This is a genomic window from Emticicia sp. C21, assembly GCF_003418935.1.
GTDB lineage: Bacteria > Bacteroidota > Bacteroidia > Cytophagales > Spirosomataceae > Emticicia.
In genome coordinates this window covers 1-22122 of the sequence record NZ_QVMT01000024.1, presented here as the reverse complement: position 1 = coordinate 22122, position 22122 = coordinate 1, and the positions used below count along the sequence as shown (strand labels likewise).

Annotated in this window: 15 protein-coding genes; 10 read left to right on the top strand and 5 right to left on the bottom strand. The window is 38.8% G+C overall.

Annotation, left to right across the window (positions count from 1 at the left end; all coding sequences use genetic code 11):
- Window positions 1-276 precede the first annotated feature (276 nt).
- Both D0T08_RS27040 and D0T08_RS27035 read left to right on the top strand, forming a co-directional pair.
- Entirely contained in the window at window positions 277-1062 is a 786-nt protein-coding gene (locus D0T08_RS27040) for a hypothetical protein (RefSeq protein WP_116985884.1), read from the top strand.
- A gap of 133 nt (window positions 1063-1195) precedes the next feature.
- Window positions 1196-1915, top strand: coding sequence for a rhodanese-like domain-containing protein (locus D0T08_RS27035; RefSeq protein WP_158561359.1), 720 nt, complete (start codon window positions 1196-1198; stop codon window positions 1913-1915).
- Between the two features lie 87 nt (window positions 1916-2002).
- On the opposite strand, the gene D0T08_RS27030 is transcribed toward D0T08_RS27035, so the two are convergent.
- Together D0T08_RS27030 and D0T08_RS27025 are read right to left on the bottom strand one after the other, a co-directional pair.
- Entirely contained in the window at window positions 2003-3721 is a 1719-nt protein-coding gene (locus D0T08_RS27030) for a GMC oxidoreductase (protein WP_116985882.1), read from the bottom strand.
- A 28-nt stretch (window positions 3722-3749) separates the two neighbouring features.
- Window positions 3750-4424, bottom strand: a complete 675-nt coding sequence (locus D0T08_RS27025) for a gluconate 2-dehydrogenase subunit 3 family protein (protein ID WP_116985881.1) — start codon at window positions 4422-4424, stop codon at window positions 3750-3752.
- Between the two features lie 434 nt (window positions 4425-4858).
- On the opposite strand from D0T08_RS27025, the gene D0T08_RS27020 reads away from it, so the two are divergent.
- Entirely contained in the window at window positions 4859-6172 is a 1314-nt protein-coding gene (locus D0T08_RS27020) for a UDP-glucose/GDP-mannose dehydrogenase family protein (RefSeq protein ID WP_116985880.1), read from the top strand.
- Between the two features lie 92 nt (window positions 6173-6264).
- Complete coding sequence (locus D0T08_RS27015) at window positions 6265-7245, top strand: UDP-glucuronic acid decarboxylase family protein (RefSeq protein WP_116985879.1); 981 nt, start codon at window positions 6265-6267, stop codon at window positions 7243-7245.
- Window positions 7246-7289: 44 nt separating this feature from the next.
- Here D0T08_RS27015 and D0T08_RS27010 read toward each other — a convergent pair whose 3' ends face one another.
- The 3 genes from D0T08_RS27010 to D0T08_RS27000 are packed head-to-tail and all read right to left on the bottom strand — an operon-like array spanning window position 7290 to window position 9563.
- On the bottom strand, window positions 7290-8183 hold the full coding sequence (locus D0T08_RS27010; RefSeq protein WP_116985878.1) for a TIGR01777 family oxidoreductase: 894 nt from the start codon (window positions 8181-8183) through the stop codon (window positions 7290-7292).
- A gap of 17 nt (window positions 8184-8200) precedes the next feature.
- Window positions 8201-9019, bottom strand: a complete 819-nt coding sequence (locus D0T08_RS27005) for a hypothetical protein (protein ID WP_116985877.1) — start codon at window positions 9017-9019, stop codon at window positions 8201-8203.
- Between the two features lie 37 nt (window positions 9020-9056).
- Complete coding sequence (locus D0T08_RS27000) at window positions 9057-9563, bottom strand: GbsR/MarR family transcriptional regulator (protein WP_116985876.1); 507 nt, start codon at window positions 9561-9563, stop codon at window positions 9057-9059.
- Between the two features lie 195 nt (window positions 9564-9758).
- On the opposite strand from D0T08_RS27000, the gene D0T08_RS26995 reads away from it, so the two are divergent.
- The 6 genes from D0T08_RS26995 to D0T08_RS26965 all read left to right on the top strand — a co-directional run bounded on the left by D0T08_RS26995 (window position 9759) and on the right by D0T08_RS26965 (window position 22003).
- Window positions 9759-10961 carry a bifunctional 3,4-dihydroxy-2-butanone-4-phosphate synthase/GTP cyclohydrolase II gene (locus D0T08_RS26995; RefSeq protein WP_116985875.1) on the top strand — a complete coding sequence of 401 codons (1203 nt, stop codon included), beginning with the start codon at window positions 9759-9761 and terminating at the stop codon, window positions 10959-10961.
- A gap of 221 nt (window positions 10962-11182) precedes the next feature.
- The gene (locus tag D0T08_RS26985; RefSeq protein WP_229239067.1) at window positions 11183-14416 is read left to right on the top strand and encodes a TonB-dependent receptor domain-containing protein; all 3234 of its coding nucleotides are present in this window, start codon (window positions 11183-11185) and stop codon (window positions 14414-14416) included.
- A 255-nt stretch (window positions 14417-14671) separates the two neighbouring features.
- A complete protein-coding gene (locus D0T08_RS26980; RefSeq protein WP_116985873.1) occupies window positions 14672-18025 on the top strand; it encodes a carboxypeptidase regulatory-like domain-containing protein in 3354 nt (1117 codons plus the stop codon).
- Window positions 18026-18253: 228 nt separating this feature from the next.
- Window positions 18254-19528, top strand: coding sequence for a lactate 2-monooxygenase (locus D0T08_RS26975; RefSeq protein ID WP_116985872.1), 1275 nt, complete (start codon window positions 18254-18256; stop codon window positions 19526-19528).
- An 81-nt stretch (window positions 19529-19609) separates the two neighbouring features.
- On the top strand, window positions 19610-21265 hold the full coding sequence (locus tag D0T08_RS26970) for an FAD-binding dehydrogenase (RefSeq protein WP_116985871.1): 1656 nt from the start codon (window positions 19610-19612) through the stop codon (window positions 21263-21265).
- 213 nt (window positions 21266-21478) lie between these two features.
- Window positions 21479-22003 (top strand): HAD-IIIA family hydrolase, encoded by a 525-nt coding sequence (locus tag D0T08_RS26965; RefSeq protein WP_116985870.1) that lies wholly within the window; start codon window positions 21479-21481, stop codon window positions 22001-22003.
- Window positions 22004-22122: the final 119 nt, after the last annotated feature.

Sequence of the window (22122 nt, the reverse complement as noted above, 5' to 3'; positions counted from 1 at the left end):
TTTAGTATAATCATACTGTTGTACTAGTCTTCGTGCGAAGAACAAACAACAATTAACCAAGTACTTACTCTATTCAAGTATTCAAAAAAAGTGATTGAGTGGCACTACAATAACTATTCCAAATATATTTTTCTATATACATACCTACTTATTCTTTTACAAATCACTCGCTATCAACCATTTATATTCAATATTTTATATTTATACAGAAAATTTTTCTAGCACGGTTTTTGCACCGCTTAATCACAAAACAGATGAATCTATACTCGTGCTACAATGAAAACAATTACTATTGGTGGATTGCTATGTCTTTTTGTTTTTAATCTTTGTGCCCAAAGCTCTAAAAAATTATCTGAAACCGTTTACCGAAGCTTTTATAATCAGACTATCACTATCTTTCCGGATAACCCTGATAAGATGATTAAAAAAAGATACGGCGTTTTTATTGATACGACTCAAAACTCTGTTTTCTCTCAGCATCTGATTGAGAAACTGGCTTTTGATGATTATCATGAATCGCTTATTCAGCGCGCCTGTCGCGACTTTAAGGCATCAAAGAAAATGAACGAATTGTGGTCGTTTAAGAATGACCCATTGTTGAGTCAGCTTCCCAAAAAATGGTTTGAAGCTCAGGAGCTCAATGGTACTACCTATATCTTCTGCCCAAAAGTCTTAAAAAATCATTATTCTTTTACCGTAACAGATTCGACCATTTTAGTTAGCAAAGGCTTAGGGCCGGATACTTATTTCATTAAATCAGTTCAAAATTCTCCCAACGGCATTATTATTGACTGCTTTCAGGGAGTGAAATTTACAGTTAAGATTCTTAATGAAACAACCAAGCTAGCTATCTGGAAAATGGAGAATAAGAGCGTTGATAATACTGCGCTTTATCGTTTGTCGGTCCCTTTGGATAGTTTTCAGCATTATAATATGATTGTAAATCATAGTGCAGAAGATAAAATTCCTGATGATTTAGTTTTTGATGAAATTGATTTTGAGGAGATATTATCTACGCCGATCAGACTGTCTGTTCAGAGTTTTATACATACTGGCAATTAATAATTACAATTAACTGATTGATAGTATCGGCTATTCAATAATTTACCTGTACATTCGTTAGAGAATCTGAATGGGAAATTTCCTCGGAATTTATTCAGATGTTTTGCCTCTATATTACTACCTTAAAATATCAATGAAATCTCTATTTTCTCTGATTTTTATTTTGCTTGGCATATCCGTTTATGCACAAACTAAAAATGCCTATTCTTTATCCGTCAACGATTTTGACAATAAAATCAAAGTAATCGGACCAACCGCGCAATTAGTAGATGTACGTACCCCATCCGAATTTGCTATTGCGCATATCAAGCGTGCAGCAAATATCAATTTTACTGACGATGATTTTGAAGATTTAGCCAAAAAGAGATTAGATAAGACGAAGCCGGTACTTCTCTACTGCTTCTCGGGCAAACGTAGTGCAGATGCAGCAGCTTTCTTAAGAACTTTGGGTTTTAAAGAGGTATATGACCTTAACGGGGGTTTTGCTCAATGGACAGCTTCAAGTAAACCTTATGTTTCAACCAGCACAGATACCAAGCCTATCGCTGCCTTAACCTTACAGAATCTTGATGATATAGTAAGAACGAATGAAGTAGTATTGATTCATTTTTATACTGATTGGTGTGATGTCTGTAAAAAAATGACTCCCCTGCTCAACAAAATCGCCGATGAAAACAAGATAAAACTATTGAAAGTTGACTCTGAGAAAAATGATATTATTGCTTCGGTGTTTAAAGTAGAAGAAAATCCGACATATATTATTATCAAAAAAGGCAGGCGAACCTGGAGTGCTACAGGAGAAATCAGTGAACAGGAACTGAAAGAAGTATTACAGAAATTGAATAAGATATAAATGCAAAAGGCTTCGAAATTGATTCGAAGCCTTTTTTATGTTCACGAATTCCGTAATGACGAACTGTAAAATTGTAGTTCACACAAACTAGATATTCATCTTTTTCAATTCTTTCACTGCAAAATCTGCTGCACGGGCAGTTAATGCCATGTAGGTTAATGATGGGTTTACGCAAGAAGCAGAAACCATTGCTGCACCATCAGTCACAAATACGTTTGATGCACCCCACACCTGATTGTTGGCATTTAATACAGAAGTTTTCTTGTCTCTACCCATACGAGCAGTACCCATTTCGTGAATACCAATACCCGGATTCTTACTCATGTCGTTGTATGAGTTGATGTTTTTCAAACCGGCTGCCTCCAACATTTCTGCCGCTTCATTCTGCATCGCTTCACGCATTTTTATTGCGTTGTCACCCCAGGCTGCATCAAACTGCACAATAGGTAAGCCCCATTTATCTTTATCAGCAGAAAGCGTGAAACGGTTGTTTTCATCTGGTAAAGTTTCGCCGAAACCACCAATACCGAATGTCCATTGGCCCGGAGTTGTAATTGATTCTTTGAAATCTGCACCAAAGCCTTCTTTGTAGTTTCCTCTACCCCAACCTTCACGGCTGGCACCACCTTGGTAGCCGAAGCCTCTCACAAAGTCTTTTCTCTTATCGCTACCCCAGTTAGTAAAGCGAGGAATGTATACTCCATTGGCACGACGACCATAGTAATACATATCTTCCATGCCTTCGAAAGTACCTGAAGCACCAACGGCTAGATGGTGATCCATGATATTTCTTCCTAATTGATCAGACTCATTACCTAAGCCATTCGGGTGAGTCTTAGATTTCGACTGCATCATAATCCACGCTGAATTAATGGCCGAAGCATTCAGAAAGATGATTTTTGAGTAGAAATCCATTTGCTCGTTGGTATTCTGGTCGATGGTTTTTACACCAACTGCCTTACCTTTTTCGTCATCAAAGATTACCTGATAAACAATCTTATCTGCCATTAAAGTCAGGTTACCTGTTTTATTAGCCGCAGGTAACGTAGCTGATTGGGTACTGAAATAAGCACCAAACTGGCAACCACGCATACAAGCATTCTGATACTGGCACGACACACGACCTAATTCAGTCTGAATTTGAGTCGGAGCAGTTATATGAGCTGTACGACCAATCGTTACATGACGACCATTGAATTTTTTCTGGACAGAATTACGTACTTCTTTCTCTACGCAGTTCATTTCCATACCCGGCTGGAAGTTACCATCAGGTAATACATCCAACCCTTCCTTATAACCACTTACCCCGATAAAAGTCTCCACGTAGCTATACCAAGGCGCCAGATCTTTGTAACGGATAGGCCAGTCAATGCCGTGTCCGTCTTCTATATTAGCCGTAAAATCTTTTTCGTTCCAACGGTAGCTTTGGCGACCCCACATCAATGACCTGCCACCCACATGGTAGCCTCGAATCCAGTCGAAACTACGTTTTTCAAGATAAGGATGGGCTTTATCGTTTTCGAAATGATGGCGGTGTTCTTCATTTGCTGTATAACCAGTACGTACATTGGCCCAATACTCCTCACGTGCCATATTATCTACTTTACCTCTATGCGGGAAATCCCACGGATTTTTTCCGGCTGTTTCGTAGCCAGTTATATGTTTAATATCTCGGCCACGCTCAAGCATTAAAACTTTGAGCCCCTTTTCACACAATTCTTTCGCAGCCCAACCACCTGATATACCTGAACCTACAACGATGGCGTCGTAAGTCATTTGTTCTTTTGCTTTTCCTTGAATATTCATTTTCGTTAGGTTGAATTTCTTTTAATTTTTATAAAGCCCAAACTTTTTGTCCCGGAGTCATTTTCACACAACCTTCATATCTGCCCGGTATTGCTACATAAGCTAGTGCGTTTTTCGCACCTGCTTCCGAAGTGAAGTAACCCAACAAGGTTAACTCTTTCATTAGTTTGAAGAAAGGAACCGGAGGCACCACTTTCTTGGCTTTTTCATTTTCTCTTGGCTCAGCAGTTTTAGGGTCTTTTACCAATCCGGTTTCATTATCTACTATTTTCTTTGGCTGCTCGTTTTCTTTCGTTTCAGCCATAGCCATTTGCTCAAATTTTTTCAGAAGCGTAGTTTGTTGCTCTGGTGTAAGTTCAAGAAATTTCTTTCCACCAAAGTCTTTTTTAGCAGTTTCTTCTAAATTATCCAGGCCTTTTTTGAAGTGTTCCTGTTGCGTTTCGTTGTAACAATCTTTCAACATCATTTCTATAAATGGCCCTACTCCGGCATCTTTGGCACCAGGCGTAGTTGTTTTAGGAATGATTATTTCGGCAATTTCAGAAACTAGATTTTTGTAATCAGTAGAGAATGAAAAACCTGAAGTAGCTGCTTCAGTAGCCGTGTTGGATTTACAACCTTCCAACATAGCAATCATTGTAGGGGCAGACAAAGCACCTCCCATCAGGAAGGCCACTCTTTGCATGGCATCTCTTCTATTCAATGTCGTAGTAAATATTTAAGGGTTGTCAATTAATTGGACAGTGAAATTACGTAAGAAAAACTCGTTGATGCAAGTTTGAACTCATGAAAATTCCATTAAAAACGACAAAACTCAATCTTTAAGTATAGGCTCTAAAAATACTTAGTGAGTTTTAACTAAATGGTGCCTTCAAAATAGCTGATGTAGTAAAAAATGGAATCTTGATTTCTTCGTATCAAGACAACGGAGCCGCTTAATAAAAAAACTATCACTTTACCATCAAAATATAGACTTAAATGATGTACTTGGTCAGGAAGTACCTATTTTTGAAAAATTATTTTCATTTTTTCATATTTGTACTTGCAAGTATTGTCAAAAAATAATCTAATTTTACGGCATATTTTTTGCTCTAAAAAAACAGTAAACAATTTTTTAAATTCTGAATCACATTTAATATGAAAATCGCAGTCGTAGGAACAGGGTATGTTGGCTTGGTGACTGGTACTTGTTTTGCTGAAACAGGTAATCAGGTAACTTGCGTAGATATTGATAGTCGTAAAGTTGAAAAATTAAATAAAGGTAAACTAACTATCTACGAACCGGGCCTTGATGTTATATTTGAACGTAACACCAAAGAGGGTCGTTTGAAGTTTACTACCAACCTTGCTGAGGGTATCAAAGAAGCACAGGTTATCTTCTTAGCTCTGCCAACACCTCCGGGTGAAGACGGTTCTGCTGATTTGAAATATATCCTAGGGGTAGCTAACGACTTAGGCCCATTGTTAGAAAGTCATGCGGTAATTATTGATAAAAGTACTGTACCTGTAGGAACAGCTGAAAAAGTACACGAACGCATTGCTAAAAATGCAAAAGTAGAGTTTGATGTGGTATCAAACCCAGAATTTTTGAGAGAAGGTGTGGCAGTAGAAGATTTCATGAAACCAGACCGTGTGGTAATTGGTACAAGATCTGAGAAAGCTAAGAAAGTAATGGAGAAATTATACGCTCCATTGGTTCGTCAGGGCAACCCGATTATCTTCATGGATGAGCGTTCGGCTGAGATGACTAAATATGCTGCCAATGCATTTTTAGCGATGAAAATCACTTTTATGAACGAAATCGCTAACCTTTGCGAGAAAGCAAACGCTAACGTAGATGATATTCGTAGAGGTATTGGTACTGATAGCCGTATTGGCAAACGTTTCTTATTTGCCGGTATTGGTTATGGCGGTAGCTGTTTCCCGAAAGATGTACAGGCTTTGGAAAAAACCTCTAATGACTTTGATTACGATTTCAAGATTCTTAAATCGGTAATGAAAGTAAACGAAAAGCAAAAAACCAAATTAATGCCGCATTTGAAAAAATACTTCAACGGCGATCTGAAAGGTAAAACAATTGCTTTGTGGGGATTGGCATTTAAACCACATACTGACGATATTCGCGAGGCACCGGCATTGTATAATATCAAAGAACTAAGAAAAGCAGGTGCTAAAGTAGTAGTATATGATCCTGAAGCAATGGAAAACGTACGAGGTGTAGTAGGCAAAAAAGTAAAATATGCCAAAAATCCTTATGAAGCCATTCAAGATGCAGATGCTTTGATGATTATGACCGAATGGCCGGAGTTCCGTACACCTGATTTTGAAAAAATGGAGGGAACTTTGAAAAATAAAGTTATTTTTGACGGACGTAACCTTTATGAGTTAAAAGACATGAAAGAATTGGGTTACACTTATTATAGCATAGGTAGAGAAACAGTACAAGCTTAATATAATTCGGGAAGCAATCGGATATAACCCTCCCCTATCCGGCTGAGTCTTCCTCCTATTATTTAGGATACAGGGGAAATTAATATATTTCTATGAAAAGAGTTCTCATAACAGGTGGCGCAGGTTTTTTAGGCTCACACCTTTGCGATAGATTCATCAAAGAAGGGTACTACGTGATTGCGATGGATAACCTTATTACAGGAGATTTACGCAATATCGAACATTTGTTCAAACATCCTAATTTTGAGTTTTATCACCATGATGTAAGTAAGTTTATCCATGTGCCAGGCGAATTGGATTATATCCTGCATTTTGCCTCACCTGCCAGCCCGATTGACTACCTGAAAATCCCGATTCAGACCTTGAAAGTGGGTTCATTAGGTATTCATAACTGCCTGGGTCTTGCCCGTGTGAAGAAAGCACGTGTAATTATCGCCTCTACTTCTGAGGTTTATGGTGACCCATTAGTGCACCCACAAACCGAGGAATACTGGGGACATGTGAATCCGGTTGGTCCTCGTGGTGTATATGATGAAGCCAAACGTTTCCAGGAAGCTATGACGATGGCATATCATACATACCACGGTCTTGAAACCAGAATTGTGCGTATTTTCAACACCTATGGTCCTCGTATGCGTCTGAATGATGGTCGTGTATTACCTGCTTTCATCGGTCAGGCATTACGTGGTGAAGATTTAACGATTTTCGGAGATGGTTCGCAGACACGTTCTTTCTGTTATGTAGCCGACTTGGTAGAAGGTATCTATCGTCTATTATTATCTGACTACGCTTATCCGGTAAATATCGGAAATCCTGCGGAAATTACGATTAAGCAATTTGCTGAGGAAATTATCAAATTAACAGGTACTGACCAGAAGATTGTTTACAAACCATTGCCCAAAGATGATCCGAAGCAACGTCAGCCGGATATTACCAAAGCGAAAGAAATATTAGGTTGGGAGCCAAAAGTAAGCCGTGCAGAAGGTTTAGCCATTACTTATGACTACTTCAGAAGTCTTCCGAAGGAAAGATTATATGACGAAGCAAATCATAGAGATTTCGATAAAAAATAAAGTTTGTTTATAGAAAAATGGAGGCTTTCGGCCTCCATTTTTTGTTAGTTTAAATCTGCGAAAGCCAGATCAATTGTTGGAAACTCAAATTTAAATCCGCTTTCCAATAGTCTTTTGGGGTATACATTTCTACTCTTTAATACCAGTTCAGTCTCAGTTCTGATAAAAAGGGAGGCCAACTCTAAAAGAAAGACAGGACTATTAATACCAATAGGCATTCCCATTGATTTTCGCAGGCGTTTCATAAACTCCTCGTTTTTCAGAGGATGAGGTGTGGCGATATTTACTTTTTTAGTCAACTCTGAATACTCAATAATAAATTCAATGGCTCTGCAAAAATCCCTTTCATGAATCCAACTCATTATTTGCTCACCGTTACCTTGTTTCCCACCTAAACCTAATCTGCTTATCATTTTCATTTTCGGGAATCCTCCACCCGCATTACCCAATACAATAGATGTTCTTAAAGCTACTTTTCTGATAGGTGCTGTACTATCTTCAAAAAAAGCCCTTTCCCAAATTTTACATATATTCATTGAGAAATCGTCGCCAATAATGCCATTGTCTTCATCCATTACCTGTGTTTCGGCATGTACATAAATAGTGGCACTACTAGAGTTTAGCCAGACTTCAGGTGGATTCTTGCACAGGTTAATAGCCTTTTGTAAAACCTCAGTACTTTTTACTCTTGATTCAAGAATGGCTCTTTTGTTCTCTTCTGTATACCGGCAATCAACACATTTACCTGTCAGGTTAATCAGCGCATCTGCATGTTCTAATGCCTCAATCCATTCACCGATGTTGACTGCATCCCAATATATTTCATTAGGTTCTTTAGGCTTTCGTGTAAGAATAAGTACTTCATTACCCTTGATTGAAAAGTATTTATGGAGAGCTTTTCCTAAAAAGCCAGTTCCACCTGCAATCACAATTTTCATTTTTGTAATTTTTCGTATCAATTCAATAATACAATTATAACCAAAGCAACTACTCTATATACCATCCAGGAGATAGTTGGCCAATAGCCAATTTTTAAGATTTTACTCCGACGGACATGCTCCCAAAGCATGAAACTTACTACTGCAATAAAGTAGCCCAGATAATACACAGCCCATAGGTCTTTAATCAACAGCATAGGTAACAAGAGCAAAGTGCCTATCATCGAAACAGTCATCATATTTCCCAGATAATCCAGTAGTTTCTCTTTCAATAATCTGTTTAGGAATACTATCTGCCATAGGATTTGTCCGGCACAAATCATAAATTCTCTCCCCAGATGATTCTGCCAGTCCATAGCCTCATTGATTGGTTGGGTATATTGATAAAGCACGATTGATGAAAGAATAGCCACAAAAGCGATATACAATAAGCGATACTTCACATTCAAATCAGGTGTACAGGCTTTTACGCCTTCTTTTATTTCACTTGGGGCAATGACTTTACGATTGAAAGAAATGAACTTATAGAGTTTGCGTAAGAAAAAATCAACTGGTTTCCATGCTAATACTGAGCCGAGAGACGGGAATCTATTGGTGATAATGTACTTAAGTGCATCAATGCCATATCTGACTACTTTGTGTTCGGTATCTACTAAAGCTATCTCGTTACGAGCCTTGTTCATATCGATAGATATATCTGCAGAAACTGCAAAGCTTTGATAATGGCTATAGGTTCCTCTATCAACCCAGCCTGCTTTTTCAAAACCTTTGCCATACATCCGACACATCGGACAATCGGCATCTACAAGCAATTTATGATTATTTAAAGTTTCCATACTTTCAAGAATTTTCGGAAGTTTATAATAAAAAAAATTAACTCATGAGTTTCAATACATTTTTCAGAAGCGCATTTTTCTCCGCTTTCAGCAATAGTTCGCTCAGAGTATCCATTTGCTCTATAAAACTATTCAATTCACTTAGCATATGTTTTACATGCAGTTGATCAGCGTCTTTAGCATCACTGGTATTATTCATCAACATCTTTACAGTTTGCTTGGCAGGCATTATTTCACGTTTTTTTCGCTCAGTAACCACTCTGACAGCTATTTGCCATATATCATGCTCCGCTATAAAGTACTCTTTTCTATCACCAGGCTTGGTTTGTTTATATATCAGATTCCATCCTATCAGATCTCTCAATACCATATTTACATTCCCTCTTGACAGTTTCAGCTCCTCCATTACCTCTTCTGTACTCATCTCTCCTTTATTCAACAAAAGCAAAGCGTGCACCTGAGCCATAGAGCGACTAATGCCCCATGAGGTTCCGAGTACGCCCCAGGCCTGTACAAACTGCTGTCTTATCTCCTCCGTTTTCATAGTACAAATGTAAAGCAAAAGAAAATAAACTTCCAAGAATTTTTGAAAGTTTATTTTCAAGCCACCTGTTTAAAAATATAATGAACGTCCAATTATAGCATTTTTACAACTGTTCTATCGAAAACTCGTACCTTTACAAACGATTTCGCCACACAATCTGTTTTACCAACAAAACCAGCATAATTATTCATTATAATGTTAGACCGTATAGAAGATGCGATTGAAGATATTCGCAATGGAAAAATAGTAATTGTTGTAGATGACGAGGATCGTGAAAACGAAGGTGATTTTGTGTGCGCTGCCGAAAAGACGACCCCTGAAATGGTCAATTTCATGGTAAAAGAGGGTCGTGGCTTGATGTGTACACCTATCACAGCCAAACGTTGTGAAGAGTTGGAACTAAACATGATGGTAGGCAAAAATACTGCTCAACACGAAACCGCCTTTACTGTATCTATAGATTTGCTTGGCAATGGTTGCACTACTGGTATTTCTGCCAGCGACCGCGCCAAAACGATTCAGGCATTGGTTGACCCCAATACGAAACCGGAAGATTTTGGTCGCCCTGGACATATATTTCCTTTAAAAGCCGTTGATGGTGGTGTTCTACGCAGAACAGGCCATACAGAAGCAACTATTGATTTAGCCGTTCTGGCAGGTTTACAACCAGCTGGCGTACTGATTGAGATTCTGAATGAAGATGGTACCATGGCACGCTTGCCTCAACTGCGTGAAATTGCTGATAAGTTTAGTATGAAACTGGTCAGCATTAAAGATCTGATTGAGTATCGTTTAAAAAAAGAGTCGTTGATTAAAAGAGAGATTGGCGTAGAAATGCCCACTGAATTCGGGTATTTCGATATGATAGCGTATCGCCAGTTAGATAACGACCAACTTCACCTGGCATTAATTAAAGGAACATGGGAACCTAACGAACCTGTGATGGTACGTGTGCATTCGTCTTGTGTAACCGGAGATATTTTTGGCTCATGCCGTTGTGATTGTGGTCCACAGTTACATGCTTCTATGGAAATGGTTCAAAAAAGTGGAAAAGGCGTTGTGCTGTATATGAATCAGGAAGGGCGTGGTATCGGACTTCTGAATAAATTGAAGTCTTATAAATTACAGGAAATGGGCCGCGACACGGTGGAAGCCAATCTTGAATTAGGCTTTAAAATGGATGAAAGAGACTATGGCGTCGGCGCTCAGATACTAAGAGATTTAGGTGTGAAAAAGATTCAACTGATTTCGAATAACCCTAAGAAAAGAGCAGGATTAATCGGTTACGGATTAGAGATTGTTGATACAATACCTATCGAAATTTCTTCGAACCCATATAATGAAAAGTACCTGCAAACTAAACGAGATAAAATGGGACATAACATTCTGGGCTCTTAAAGTATTAGGCAAGCATAACAATTTCTTAACATAAGAAAATAGTACTCAGCCAATATTCTATGTTAAATATTTTATAAATTAGTGTAAACGAAGCACTTATGTGAACAATTCGCATAGGTGCTTGTTTTTTTTTAGAGAAAATTTTTAAGACCTTTGTAGTAACATCAATATAACTCTGCTTGATGAATTTTACTTCAAACATTTCTAATCTCCAAAAAAACATGATGCAAAAATCTACTTTTTTGCGAGGGGTGTTCACACTTCTTGTAGGAATTTTCTTTGCTTTTCAAGGCTATGGTCAGGTTACATCTTCTTCAATTACAGGAACTGTAACTGATAGCAAGGGCGAAGCATTGCCTGGTGCAACGGTAGTTGCCGTACATGAACCTTCTGGTACAAAATACGGAACGGTTACAAATATCTCTGGACTTTATACGCTTCCATCTGTACGTATTGGTGGTCCTTACAAAGTTACTTTTACATTTGTTGGTTATAAAGATATAGTGAAAGACGGAATTATCGCCAGTTTAGGAACTGCGGCTAACGTTGATGCTATACTTTCTGAAGAAGGAACAGCACTTCAGGAAGTGACCATTTCATCTGCGAGAAGCGACGTTTTCAGCTCAAATAGAACTGGTGCTGCTACAAATATTAACGGTACTCAATTGCGTAGCTTACCAACCATCAGCAGAAGTATTAACGATTTTACCCGTCTTACTCCCCAATCAAATGGTACAAGTTTCGCCGGACGTGATAATCGTTTCAATAATATCACTATTGATGGTGCTAACTTTAACAATAACTTTGGTGTAAGCGATGCCAACCTTCCTGGTGGTTCGGCACAACCCATCTCTTTAGATGCGATTGAAGAAGTTCAGGTAAACATTGCTCCCTATGATGTTCGTCAGGCAAACTTTACCGGTGCAGGTATTAATGTGGTAACTAAGAGTGGTACCAACCAATTCAAAGGAAGCTTATATACCTATTACAGAGATCAATCATTCAACGGAACGAGAGTAGGTGATACAGAACTACCGGCTGCTGCAAAAACTACCAATAATATCTATGGTGGAACAATTGGTGGGGCTATCATCAAAAACAAATTGTTCTTCTTTGTAAGTGGAGAATATGAGAAAAACGTAAGACCAGGTTTTAACTGGATTGCTTCTCGCCCGGGTCTTACAGGTACAAACGTATCAAGAACTACCGCTGAAGATTTAGAAAGAGTTTCTACTTTCTTAAAAAATACCTATGGTTACGAAACTGGTCCTTATGAAGGATATGGTGACAACTTTACTCTTCAGAATTACAAAATAACGGCCCGTTTAGACTGGAACATCAGCAATAATCACAAATTTAACATCCGTTATTCGACAGTTAATAATACTGATGATCAGTTAATCAACGGTACAAGTGCGCCAAACCCGCGTTCTACTTCAAACCGTGTGAGCCAGAACTCTTTAACTTATGCCAACTCAAACTATGGTTTCCTGAACAAAGTGAATTCGTTGGCAGCGGAGTTGAACTCAACATTCAGTAGCAAATTATCTAATCAATTATTAGCTACTTATACATTAGTACAGGATACCCGTACTTCAAAAAGTTCTTTGTTCCCTTTTGTTGATATCAAAAAAGATAATGACTCTTATATCAGCTTTGGTTATGAGCTTTTCTCATACAATAACGATGTGAAAAACCCAACGCTGAATATCATCGATAACCTAACTTATTACGCTGGTAAACACACGATCTTAGGTGGTATCGCTTATGAAAATATGTATTTTGGTAATAGCTTCTTACGCTATGGTACAAGCTACTATCGTTACAACTCGGTAGACGATTTCATCAATGGTGCTACTCCTGCTGCTTATGCACTTACTTATAGCTTGCTCCCTAATGGTAAAATGCCAATTTCTGACTTAACATTTGGCCAGGGTTCTGCTTATTTACAAGATGAATTTGCAGTGAACAATAAATTGAAATTAACTGCTGGTGTACGTGTTGATATGCCATTTTACCCGGTAGCACCTGTTGAGAACCCGTCTATTTCAAAATTAACGTTCTTAAACGGCGAGAAAATCAATACAGGATTGTGGCCAAAATCTAAGCCTGCATTCTCCCCTCGCGTTGGTTTCAACTGGTCAGACAAAGGCTGGCAGGTTCGTGGTGGTACTGGTATCTTCAATGGCCGCTTGCCATTTGTATGGTTTACTAACCAACCTACCAACAGTGGTATGGTTCAGTTTACTTATGAAACTGTTAACGCTACTGACCTTGCGAAATTCCCATTCAGCAAAGACCCTGCAGCACATTTAGACAAACTTCCTAAAGTGGCAGGTCAATCAGCACCAAGTAGTATAGCCGCTGTTTCGCCTGACTTTAAAATGCCACAAGTCTGGAGAACAAACCTGGCGGTAGATAAAAAAATCATCGGTGATATCGATTTTACTGTAGAGGCAATCTATTCTAAAGATTTAGTAACAGTTTATCAAAGAAATGTAAACTTGAATAATCCGATAGGAAATCTTACCGGACCTGATAAAAGACCTCTTTACAGCTCTTCAACCAGAAGAGTAAATACGGCTATCACTGAAGCGATGGTACTTGACAACACTAAAAACGGTGGTGGCTGGACAATCACTGCGGAAGCTAAAAAACGTTATAGAAACTTCTTTGGAAGCATCGCTTATGCCTTCAATAATGTAAAAGACCTAACTGGTAACCCAGGTTCACAAGCGGCTTCAGCGTGGTCTAATAACAGAGCTGTTGGAAGTTTGAATGACTTACCGTTGGCATTCAGCGAGTTTGCAGTCCCTCATCGCATAGTTGGTTCTGCCTCATACAGATTTGAATATACTAAATTCCTTGCTACAACTGTTTCGTTGTTCTACCAGGGTTCACATCAAGGCCGTGTATCTTATGTATATAATGGTGACCTGAATGCTGACGGTATCAATGGTGCAGACTTATTGTATGTGCCTGCTAATGAATCAGAAATTATCTTTGAAGACGTTGTAGCAAGTGGGGCTGTTAAATATACTGCACAGCAACAAGCAACTGCTTTCTTTAATTTAGTAAACAATGATAAGTATCTGAGCAGCATTAAAGGAGAATATGTAGAAAGAAATAAAGGTCTTATGCCATGGGTTAACCGTTTTGACTTCAGACTATTGCAGGATTTCTTCATTAATGTAAAAGGTCAGAGAAACACACTTCAATTAAGTGTTGACGTTCTTAATATCGGTAATTTGTTAAACTCTAGTTGGGGTAATCGTTACCGCCAGGTGGTTAACAATGGTGCGATTTTAAGATACACGAAACTAAATGCAAGTGGTCAGCCAATGTTCCAGATGGTTGAAGTAAATGGTAAACTACCAACTGAAACTTTTGAACTTAACCCGGTTGCTACTAATACCTGGGGAGCCCAAATTGGTCTTCGTTATATATTCAATTAAGATTAAACATAGCTCATATTGCAAAAAAATCCTGCTTTTTACGAGGCAGGATTTTTTTTATGTTAAATGTTTTTCAAATAGTAGCACTTAAACAATATTTTCTATTAAATATCTCATAAAATACTATAAATCAGGCACTTATGTTAAGGAAATATATAAGTGCTTGTTTTTTTTAGGGAAATTTTTTAAGACCTTTGTATTGCAATATAACTTGCTTGATGATTTTAACTTCAAACATTTCTAACTCCAAAAAACATGATGCAAAAATTTACTTTTTTGCGAGGAGCCTTTACACTTCTCGTAGGGATTTTCTTTGCTTTTCAAGGCTATGGCCAGGTTACTACCTCTTCAATTAGTGGTGTTGTAACTGCGGCTGACGGCTCAGCTCTTCCGGGTGCAACAGTTGTTGCTATCCACGAACCATCTGGTACTAAGTATGGTACTATCACTAATGCCACTGGCCGTTACGTACTTCCTGCTGTTCGCATCGGTGGTCCTTTTAAAGTTACTGCAACTTTTGTTGGTTTTAAAGACGCTTCTAAAGAGGGTATCATTACCAGTTTAGGAACTGCTTCTAACGTTGACATTAAAATGGACGAAGAAGGCTCTGTTTTGCAAGAGGTTAATGTAACTGCTGCCAGAAGCGACATTTTCAGTTCTGAACGTACGGGTGCTGCAACTACACTTAGCCGCGAAAACATCATTCGTCTTCCAACATTAGGACGTAACATCAACGACATCACAAAATACAATGCTTATAGCAATGGTCGTTCGTTTGGTGGTCAGGATAGCCGTTATAATAACTTTACTATCGACGGTTCAGTATTTAACAATGGTTTCGGTTTAGGTACTCAGGCACAAGCGGGTGGTCGTACAGGTACTACAGCTATTTCTTTAGATGCAATTGATGAAGTACAAATCAACATTGCTCCTTTCGATGTTCGTCAGTCAGGTTTTGCTGGTGCTGGTATTAATGCTGTAACCCGTTCAGGAACGAACGATTATTCTGGTTCGGTATATGGATTCATGAAAAGCCAGGATTTAATAGGTAAAACAGCTGCCGGAAATAAAATTCCTGCGCTTACTTTCAAAGAAGAAACTTTCGGTTTCCGTGTAGGTGGCCCGATCCTTAAAAATAAGTTATTCTTCTTCGTAAATGCTGAGATGGTAAAAGGTGCTCGTCCGGCTTTGGACTGGGTAGCTAATGGTAATGGTGCAACGGGTAATATCTCTCGAACAACCGCTGCTGACCTACAAGACCTATCATCTTTCATGAAGACTAACTTCAATTTTGATATGGGAGCAATTGATCGTTATAACAATGAAGTAGACTCTAAGAAATTCCTGACTCGTATTGATTATAACATCAACGATAATAACAAGTTAACTATCCGTTATTCTCACCACAATTCAGAATCAGACGCTATCATCAGTAACTCTAATAGTGCAAATACAGCTGGTAACGGTAACCGTAATAACCTAGCTACTGCTATTTCTACGCAGAACTCAGGTTATAAAATTCAGGATAATACACGTTCAATTGTAGCCGAATTAAACTCAACGTTCAAAAGTAAATTTGCGAATAACTTCATTGCTACGTATAACAAGCAGCTTGAAAACCGTGTGTATCGTACACAACTATTCCCAACGATTGACATTCTGAAAGATGGTTCAACTTATACTACGGTTGGTTTTGACCCATTCACCCCTGATAACAAACTGGATTATTCTACTTTGAATATCACAGATAACTTCACTATTTTTGCAGGTAAGCATACACTTACTGCAGGTGCTGCTTACGAACACTTTACATCAAATAACTTGTTCTTCTATGCATCTAATGGTGTCTGGACATTCAACTCAATTGAGGATTTCAAAACTGCTGCCTTAGCTTATAAAGCTAATCCGAATCTGGCTACTTCTCCTGTTGAAATCAACAGATTTAACTATCGTTATACCTTGTTAGACGGTGGCCAAAAACCTTGGCAAACATTGAAAGTAAATACAACAAGTTTGTATTTACAAGATGATTTTCAGGTTTCAAATAACTTCAAAGTAACTTATGGTGTAAGAGGTGATTATATAGCTATTGCTCCAACTGCAGTAGATTATGCCAATGAAATTGTTGCAGGCTTGCAATTCAAAACGCCAACAGGTGGCAATTATAGAGTTAATACTGCCAATATGCCAAAATCAAGATTATATGCTTCTCCACGTATTGGCTTTAACTGGGATGTAACAGGCAATAAAACTACTCAGATTCGTGGTGGTAGTGGTATTTTCTTAGGTAGAATGCCTTATGTATTAATCTCTAATCAATTAGGTAACAATGGTGTAAATATCGGTCTAGTAAACGTAACAGGTAGTGCTGCTGCTAATTATCCGTTTACACTCGACCCAACTAAGTATACGCCTGCTACTACTGACTTGGCAAAAATTACAGGCTATAACGTTAACGCCTCTGACGAGAATTTGAAATTCCCTCAGGTATGGAAATCAAACATCGCTATCGATCAAAGATTACCATTTGCAGGCTTAATTTTTACAGCAGAGTTTATCTATAATAAGAACCTTAATGCTACTTATTATTTTGATGCTAACCTTAAAACACCAAATGGTAAATTTGCCGGTCCTGATGGCCGTGACCGTTACCCTGCTTCTGGTTTAACTGGTGCTGCAGCTACAGCAAATCGTTTTTATAACCCACAAATCAATAGTGCTTATATCTTAAGTAATACTGATTTAGGCAATGCTTCTTCGCTTACATTCAAATTAGAGAAACCTATCACAAAAGGATTTGGTGCCATGTTGGGTTATACTTATGGTATTGCCAGAAACCTTTCAGAAGCGAACAGTACTGTAAATGCGAATATACCTGCTGTAGGTGGTGTAAACTACAATACATTAGGATATGCTGATAACGATTTACGTCACCGTTTTGTAGGATATGCAAGTTACAGAATCGAATATGGTGGTAAAATCGGTGGTTCTACTATGATTACTTTAGGTGGTACTTCACAAAGTGGTGGTAAAATCTCTTATGGTTATTCAAACGATATGAATGGCGATGGTCAGATCAACGACCTTCTATTTGTACCTGCAAAAGCATCTGACCTAATGTTCACTACGCTAACTACAGGTGGTAAAACTTTCACTGCTCAACAACAAGCAGAAGCATTCGAATCATTTCTTGCTAAAAACCCATACTTGTCAACTCGTCGTGGACAATATGCGGAACGTAATGCAGGCTTCTACCCTTGGTTAACTCGTTTCGATTTATCAGTTGAACAGGATTTCTTTGTAAAAGTTGGTAAAAATAACAAGAAAAATATCATTCGTGTAAGAGCGGATATTTATAACGTAGGTAACCTGGTTAACGACTCATGGGGTGTAGGTAACTCAATTACTTCAAACAACCCATTAGTATTAGCAAGTGTTGATGCTTCTGGTAACCCGGTTTATCGTATGAATACTCAGGTTATTTCAACCGTTGGCGTTGACGGAAAAACAGTTAATGAAACTATCTTGCTTCGTGATTCATTTGTTAAATCAAAAACAATTGATGACGTATGGCAAATGCAGTTAGGTCTTCGTTATATCTTCAACTAAGATTTAGTTAGCTAATCATTATAAAAAGTCCTGCTTCTCACGAGGCAGGACTTTTTTGTTTACAGCCTACCGTGCCACGCTTCTACTCGTCCGTATAAGAGCGTGGCACGGTTAGCTAAGCCATTTACCACAATCATTATGCAAAAAATGATGATAAACTATCTGATTTTTTTTAATATTGCTTTATCTATTCTGATTTCTTGAATCAACCCTAATGACTTCGCATCTATGAACAGTGCACAACCCCTATCAGCTCTTGATTGGCAAAGGCAGATTTATCTGAATGGTTTTGCTGGTATCAGTCAGAAAGTCAAAATAAGCTATGAAGCCCTTGAATCAGCCGCTAAGTACAAGCTATCAGCTAAATCTTTTGCCTATATCGCTGGGGGAGCGGGCAATGAAAGCACCATGCGTGCGAATAGAAGTGCTTTTGAGGCTTGCAAGATTGTGCCAAGAATGTTGAGGAATGTGGAAAATCGTGATACGAGCATTCAGTTATTAGGGCATAAATTTTACACCCCCCTATTCATATCTCCTATCGGAGTATTGGAAATGGCGCACACCGACGCTGATTTAGCCGTAGCAAGAGCCGCCAGTAGTCTCAATATCCCTTATATTTTTTCAAATCAGGCTTCTTATCCGATGGAACAAACGGCGGGAGTCATGGGTGATAGTCCACGTTTTTTCCAGTTATACTGGTCGAAATCAAGAGAATTGGTAACTAGTCTTATAAAAAGAGCAGAAAAATGTGGTTGCTTAGGCATAGTAGTAACACTTGATACAACGATGCTTGGCTGGCGGATACGTGACCTTGATCTGGCTTCTCTCCCATTTTTAGAGGGCAAAGGTATTGCCCAATACACTTCCGACCCTGTTTTTCAACAATTAATGGAGCAGAATATTATCCCTTCTACCAAGCAGCGAATTACCTTAAAAACCATCCAGGGATTAATCAAGATGGTTAACAATTACCCAGGTTCAGGCTTTTTGAAGAAATTGAAATCAGGTAAGCCCATGTCTGCCATACGCCATTTTACTGGTTTATACTCCAATGCTGCCACTACCTGGGAGGATTTAGCCTGGCTTCGAAAGCAAACACATTTGCCCATTATCCTGAAAGGTATTCTGGCAACTGATGATGCTCAGAAAGCGATAGATTATGGCATGGATGGAATATTTATCTCTAACCACGGCGGTCGACAGGTAGATGGTTCAATCAGCTCTTTTGAAGCTTTACCAGCTATTGCTAAGGTAGTAAAAGGCAAATTACCGATTATTATTGATAGTGGAATTCGTTCGGGAGCTGATGTTTTTAAAGCATTAGCTATGGGAGCAACTGCGGTTTCCATCGGTCGGCCTTATGTGTATGGATTAGCCATAGGTGGCGAAAGAGGGGTTTATGAAGTTTTAAGAAATTTCATATCAGATTTTGAATTGACAATGGGCTTATCCGGCTGTAAAAATATTGTAGAAATAACCCCTGATTGTGTCACTTATTCATAACAAATGTCAATCGTTATAATACGGAAATTCAGAATTTTAATCACAACCCTATTCCCTAAGATTCTCATAAACTTAAAATATATGCAAACCACAACCGATGTGATCATTGTTGGTGCCGGATTGGCGGGCCTGGTAGCAGCCGCAGAACTGGCTGATGCAGGAAAAAAAGTAATTATTGTTGATCAGGAACCTGAGCAGAGCATGGGTGGGCAAGCCTTCTGGTCGTTTGGAGGTTTATTTCTGGTTGATTCACCCGAACAACGTCGGCTTGGGATTAAAGACTCACATGAATTGGCTTTGACTGATTGGATGGGAACGGCTCAATTTGACAGGCCGGAAGATGAGTGGCCTAGAAAATGGGCAGAAGCCTACGTTGGTTTTGCAGCCGGAGAAAAGAGGTCGTGGTTGAGGCAACAAGGTATCAAATTCTTTCCGATTGTAGGATGGGCTGAGCGCGGTGGTTACGGTGCTATCGGGCATGGTAATTCTGTACCAAGATTCCATGTTACCTGGGGCACAGGGCCAGGGGTTTTAGCTCCCTTTGAATATCGGGTTAGAGAGGCTGTAAAAAAAGGATTAATTACCTTGAAGTTTCGTCATAGAGTTAATGAATTAATCGTAAAAAATAAATCAGTTATCGGTATACAGGGAGAAGTCTTAGAATCAAGCGATGTGAAGCGTGGAGAGAAAAGCTCTCGTGTGATTATTGATAATTTTACTTTCCATGCGCAAGCTGTCATTGTAACTTCTGGAGGTATAGGGGCTAATCATGAGCTTGTTCGCCAGAACTGGCCGAAAAGGTTAGGGGAGCCGCCTAAACACATGCTCTCAGGAGTTCCCGAACACGTGGATGGACGTATGTTGGCCATTTCAGAAAATGCAGGAGCGAATCTCATCAACCGAGACCGCATGTGGCATTATACAGAAGGAATCCAGAACTGGGCTCCTATCTGGCATCAGCATGGTATTAGGATTTTGCCCGGACCATCATCCTTATGGTTTGATGCCAAAGGCAAACGTTTACCAGTACCTTTATTTCCCGGCTTTGATACATTGGGTACGCTTCAACATATCCGCCAGACAGGGCATGATTATACTTGGTTTGTTCTCAATCAAGCTATTATCAAGAAAGAATTTGCTCTATCAGGCTCTGAGCAAAACCCTGATTTAACCAATAAGGATTGGCTACAGGTATTAGGTCGGGCCGGAGGAAAACTAGCCCCTGGCCCGGTGGAAGCATTTAAAACGCATGGAGCAGACTTTATAGTAAAAGATAATCTGGAAGATTTGGTAAAGGCCATGAATGAGCTGACAGGCGATAACCTGATTGATTTAACAAGCCTGAAAGCGGAGATTACAGCCCGTGATGGACAGGTTAGTAATAAATTCAATAAAGACATGCAGATTACAGCCATCCGTGGGGCTAGACAATACATAGGAGACAAATTAATTCGAACCGCTAAGTTGCATCAAATACTAGATCCGAAATTCGGGCCATTAATTGCTGTCAGGCTGCATATCCTGACTCGTAAAACCTTAGGTGGCTTGCAGACTGATTTATCTGGGCGTGTTTTGGACACTCATGGTGAAATTGTAAAAGGTTTATATGCCGCAGGCGAAGTAGCAGGATTTGGTGGCGGAGGTATGCATGGTTATCGGGCTCTGGAGGGAACATTTTTAGGGGGTTGCATTTTTTCAGGGCGTACCGCCGGACGTGATGCCGCTAAATCTATTTAATTTACACCAAATTCACATTCTAATAAGCACAAATTACTCAATTCATGTTAAATATGAATCAGTTAATCCTCAATTGATTGGAGTGAAATTTTATGCTTTATAAATTTGAAGAATGATAAATAAAATTTTCAGAAGATTTTAGCTACAATTTATCATATTTTTTCTTTAATTTGTAATATTAAATATTCACACATTACTAACCTAATTTTATATATGCAAAAGTGCATTTTCCTTGATCGCGACGGAGTACTCAACGAAGATCGGGTTGATTATGTTTATAAAATAGAAGATTATATCATTCCCGAAGGAGTGGTAGATGGCCTGAATTTATTAAAGAAAGCAGGCTATTTACTGATTGTCGTTACCAATCAGGCAGGAATCGCCAAAGGGATTTACTCTCAGGAAGATGTACTGAACTGCTATGATTTTCTACAAAGCCAATGCGGAGGTGTCATAGACGATATCTATTTCTGTAAACATCACCCTCAATATTCTTCTGAATCATTATTGCGCAAGCCGGATTCGCTGATGCTGGAAAAAGCCATTGCCAAATATAATATTGACACCACTCATTCGTATATGATTGGAGATGCTGAAAGAGACGTAAAAGCTGGTATGAAAGCAGGTGTAAAAACCATACACATTGCCACAGGAAAAGAGAATACTGAATTGGCCGACTACCGTTTCGGCAGCCTCCTGGAAGCGTCTAAGTTTATTATAGATAATCCTATTAATTAACTTAAGTTGCTACTTGTCATAGATAAAAAAGAGAGTCCAAGTAATTTTGAGGTGCGAACAAAAAACTAACAAGGACTCATGCTAAAAGATAGCACGATTGCAATTTATGTAATTTTAGA

Coding starts and splice junctions, on each gene's coding strand:
- D0T08_RS27030 (WP_116985882.1), bottom strand. CDS start 3,721: ATGAATATTCAAGGAAAAGCAAAAGAACAAATGACTTACGACGCCATC.
- D0T08_RS26970 (WP_116985871.1), top strand. CDS start 19,610: ATGCAAACCACAACCGATGTGATCATTGTTGGTGCCGGATTGGCGGGC.
- D0T08_RS27020 (WP_116985880.1), top strand. CDS start 4,859: ATGAAAATCGCAGTCGTAGGAACAGGGTATGTTGGCTTGGTGACTGGT.
- D0T08_RS26975 (WP_116985872.1), top strand. CDS start 18,254: ATGAACAGTGCACAACCCCTATCAGCTCTTGATTGGCAAAGGCAGATT.
- D0T08_RS27035 (WP_158561359.1), top strand. CDS start 1,196: ATGAAATCTCTATTTTCTCTGATTTTTATTTTGCTTGGCATATCCGTT.
- D0T08_RS26965 (WP_116985870.1), top strand. CDS start 21,479: ATGCAAAAGTGCATTTTCCTTGATCGCGACGGAGTACTCAACGAAGAT.
- D0T08_RS27010 (WP_116985878.1), bottom strand. CDS start 8,183: ATGAAAATTGTGATTGCAGGTGGAACTGGCTTTTTAGGAAAAGCTCTC.
- D0T08_RS27005 (WP_116985877.1), bottom strand. CDS start 9,019: ATGGAAACTTTAAATAATCATAAATTGCTTGTAGATGCCGATTGTCCG.
- D0T08_RS27000 (WP_116985876.1), bottom strand. CDS start 9,563: ATGAAAACGGAGGAGATAAGACAGCAGTTTGTACAGGCCTGGGGCGTA.
- D0T08_RS27040 (WP_116985884.1), top strand. CDS start 277: ATGAAAACAATTACTATTGGTGGATTGCTATGTCTTTTTGTTTTTAAT.
- D0T08_RS26995 (WP_116985875.1), top strand. CDS start 9,759: ATGTTAGACCGTATAGAAGATGCGATTGAAGATATTCGCAATGGAAAA.
- D0T08_RS27015 (WP_116985879.1), top strand. CDS start 6,265: ATGAAAAGAGTTCTCATAACAGGTGGCGCAGGTTTTTTAGGCTCACAC.
- D0T08_RS26985 (WP_229239067.1), top strand. CDS start 11,183: ATGATGCAAAAATCTACTTTTTTGCGAGGGGTGTTCACACTTCTTGTA.
- D0T08_RS26980 (WP_116985873.1), top strand. CDS start 14,672: ATGATGCAAAAATTTACTTTTTTGCGAGGAGCCTTTACACTTCTCGTA.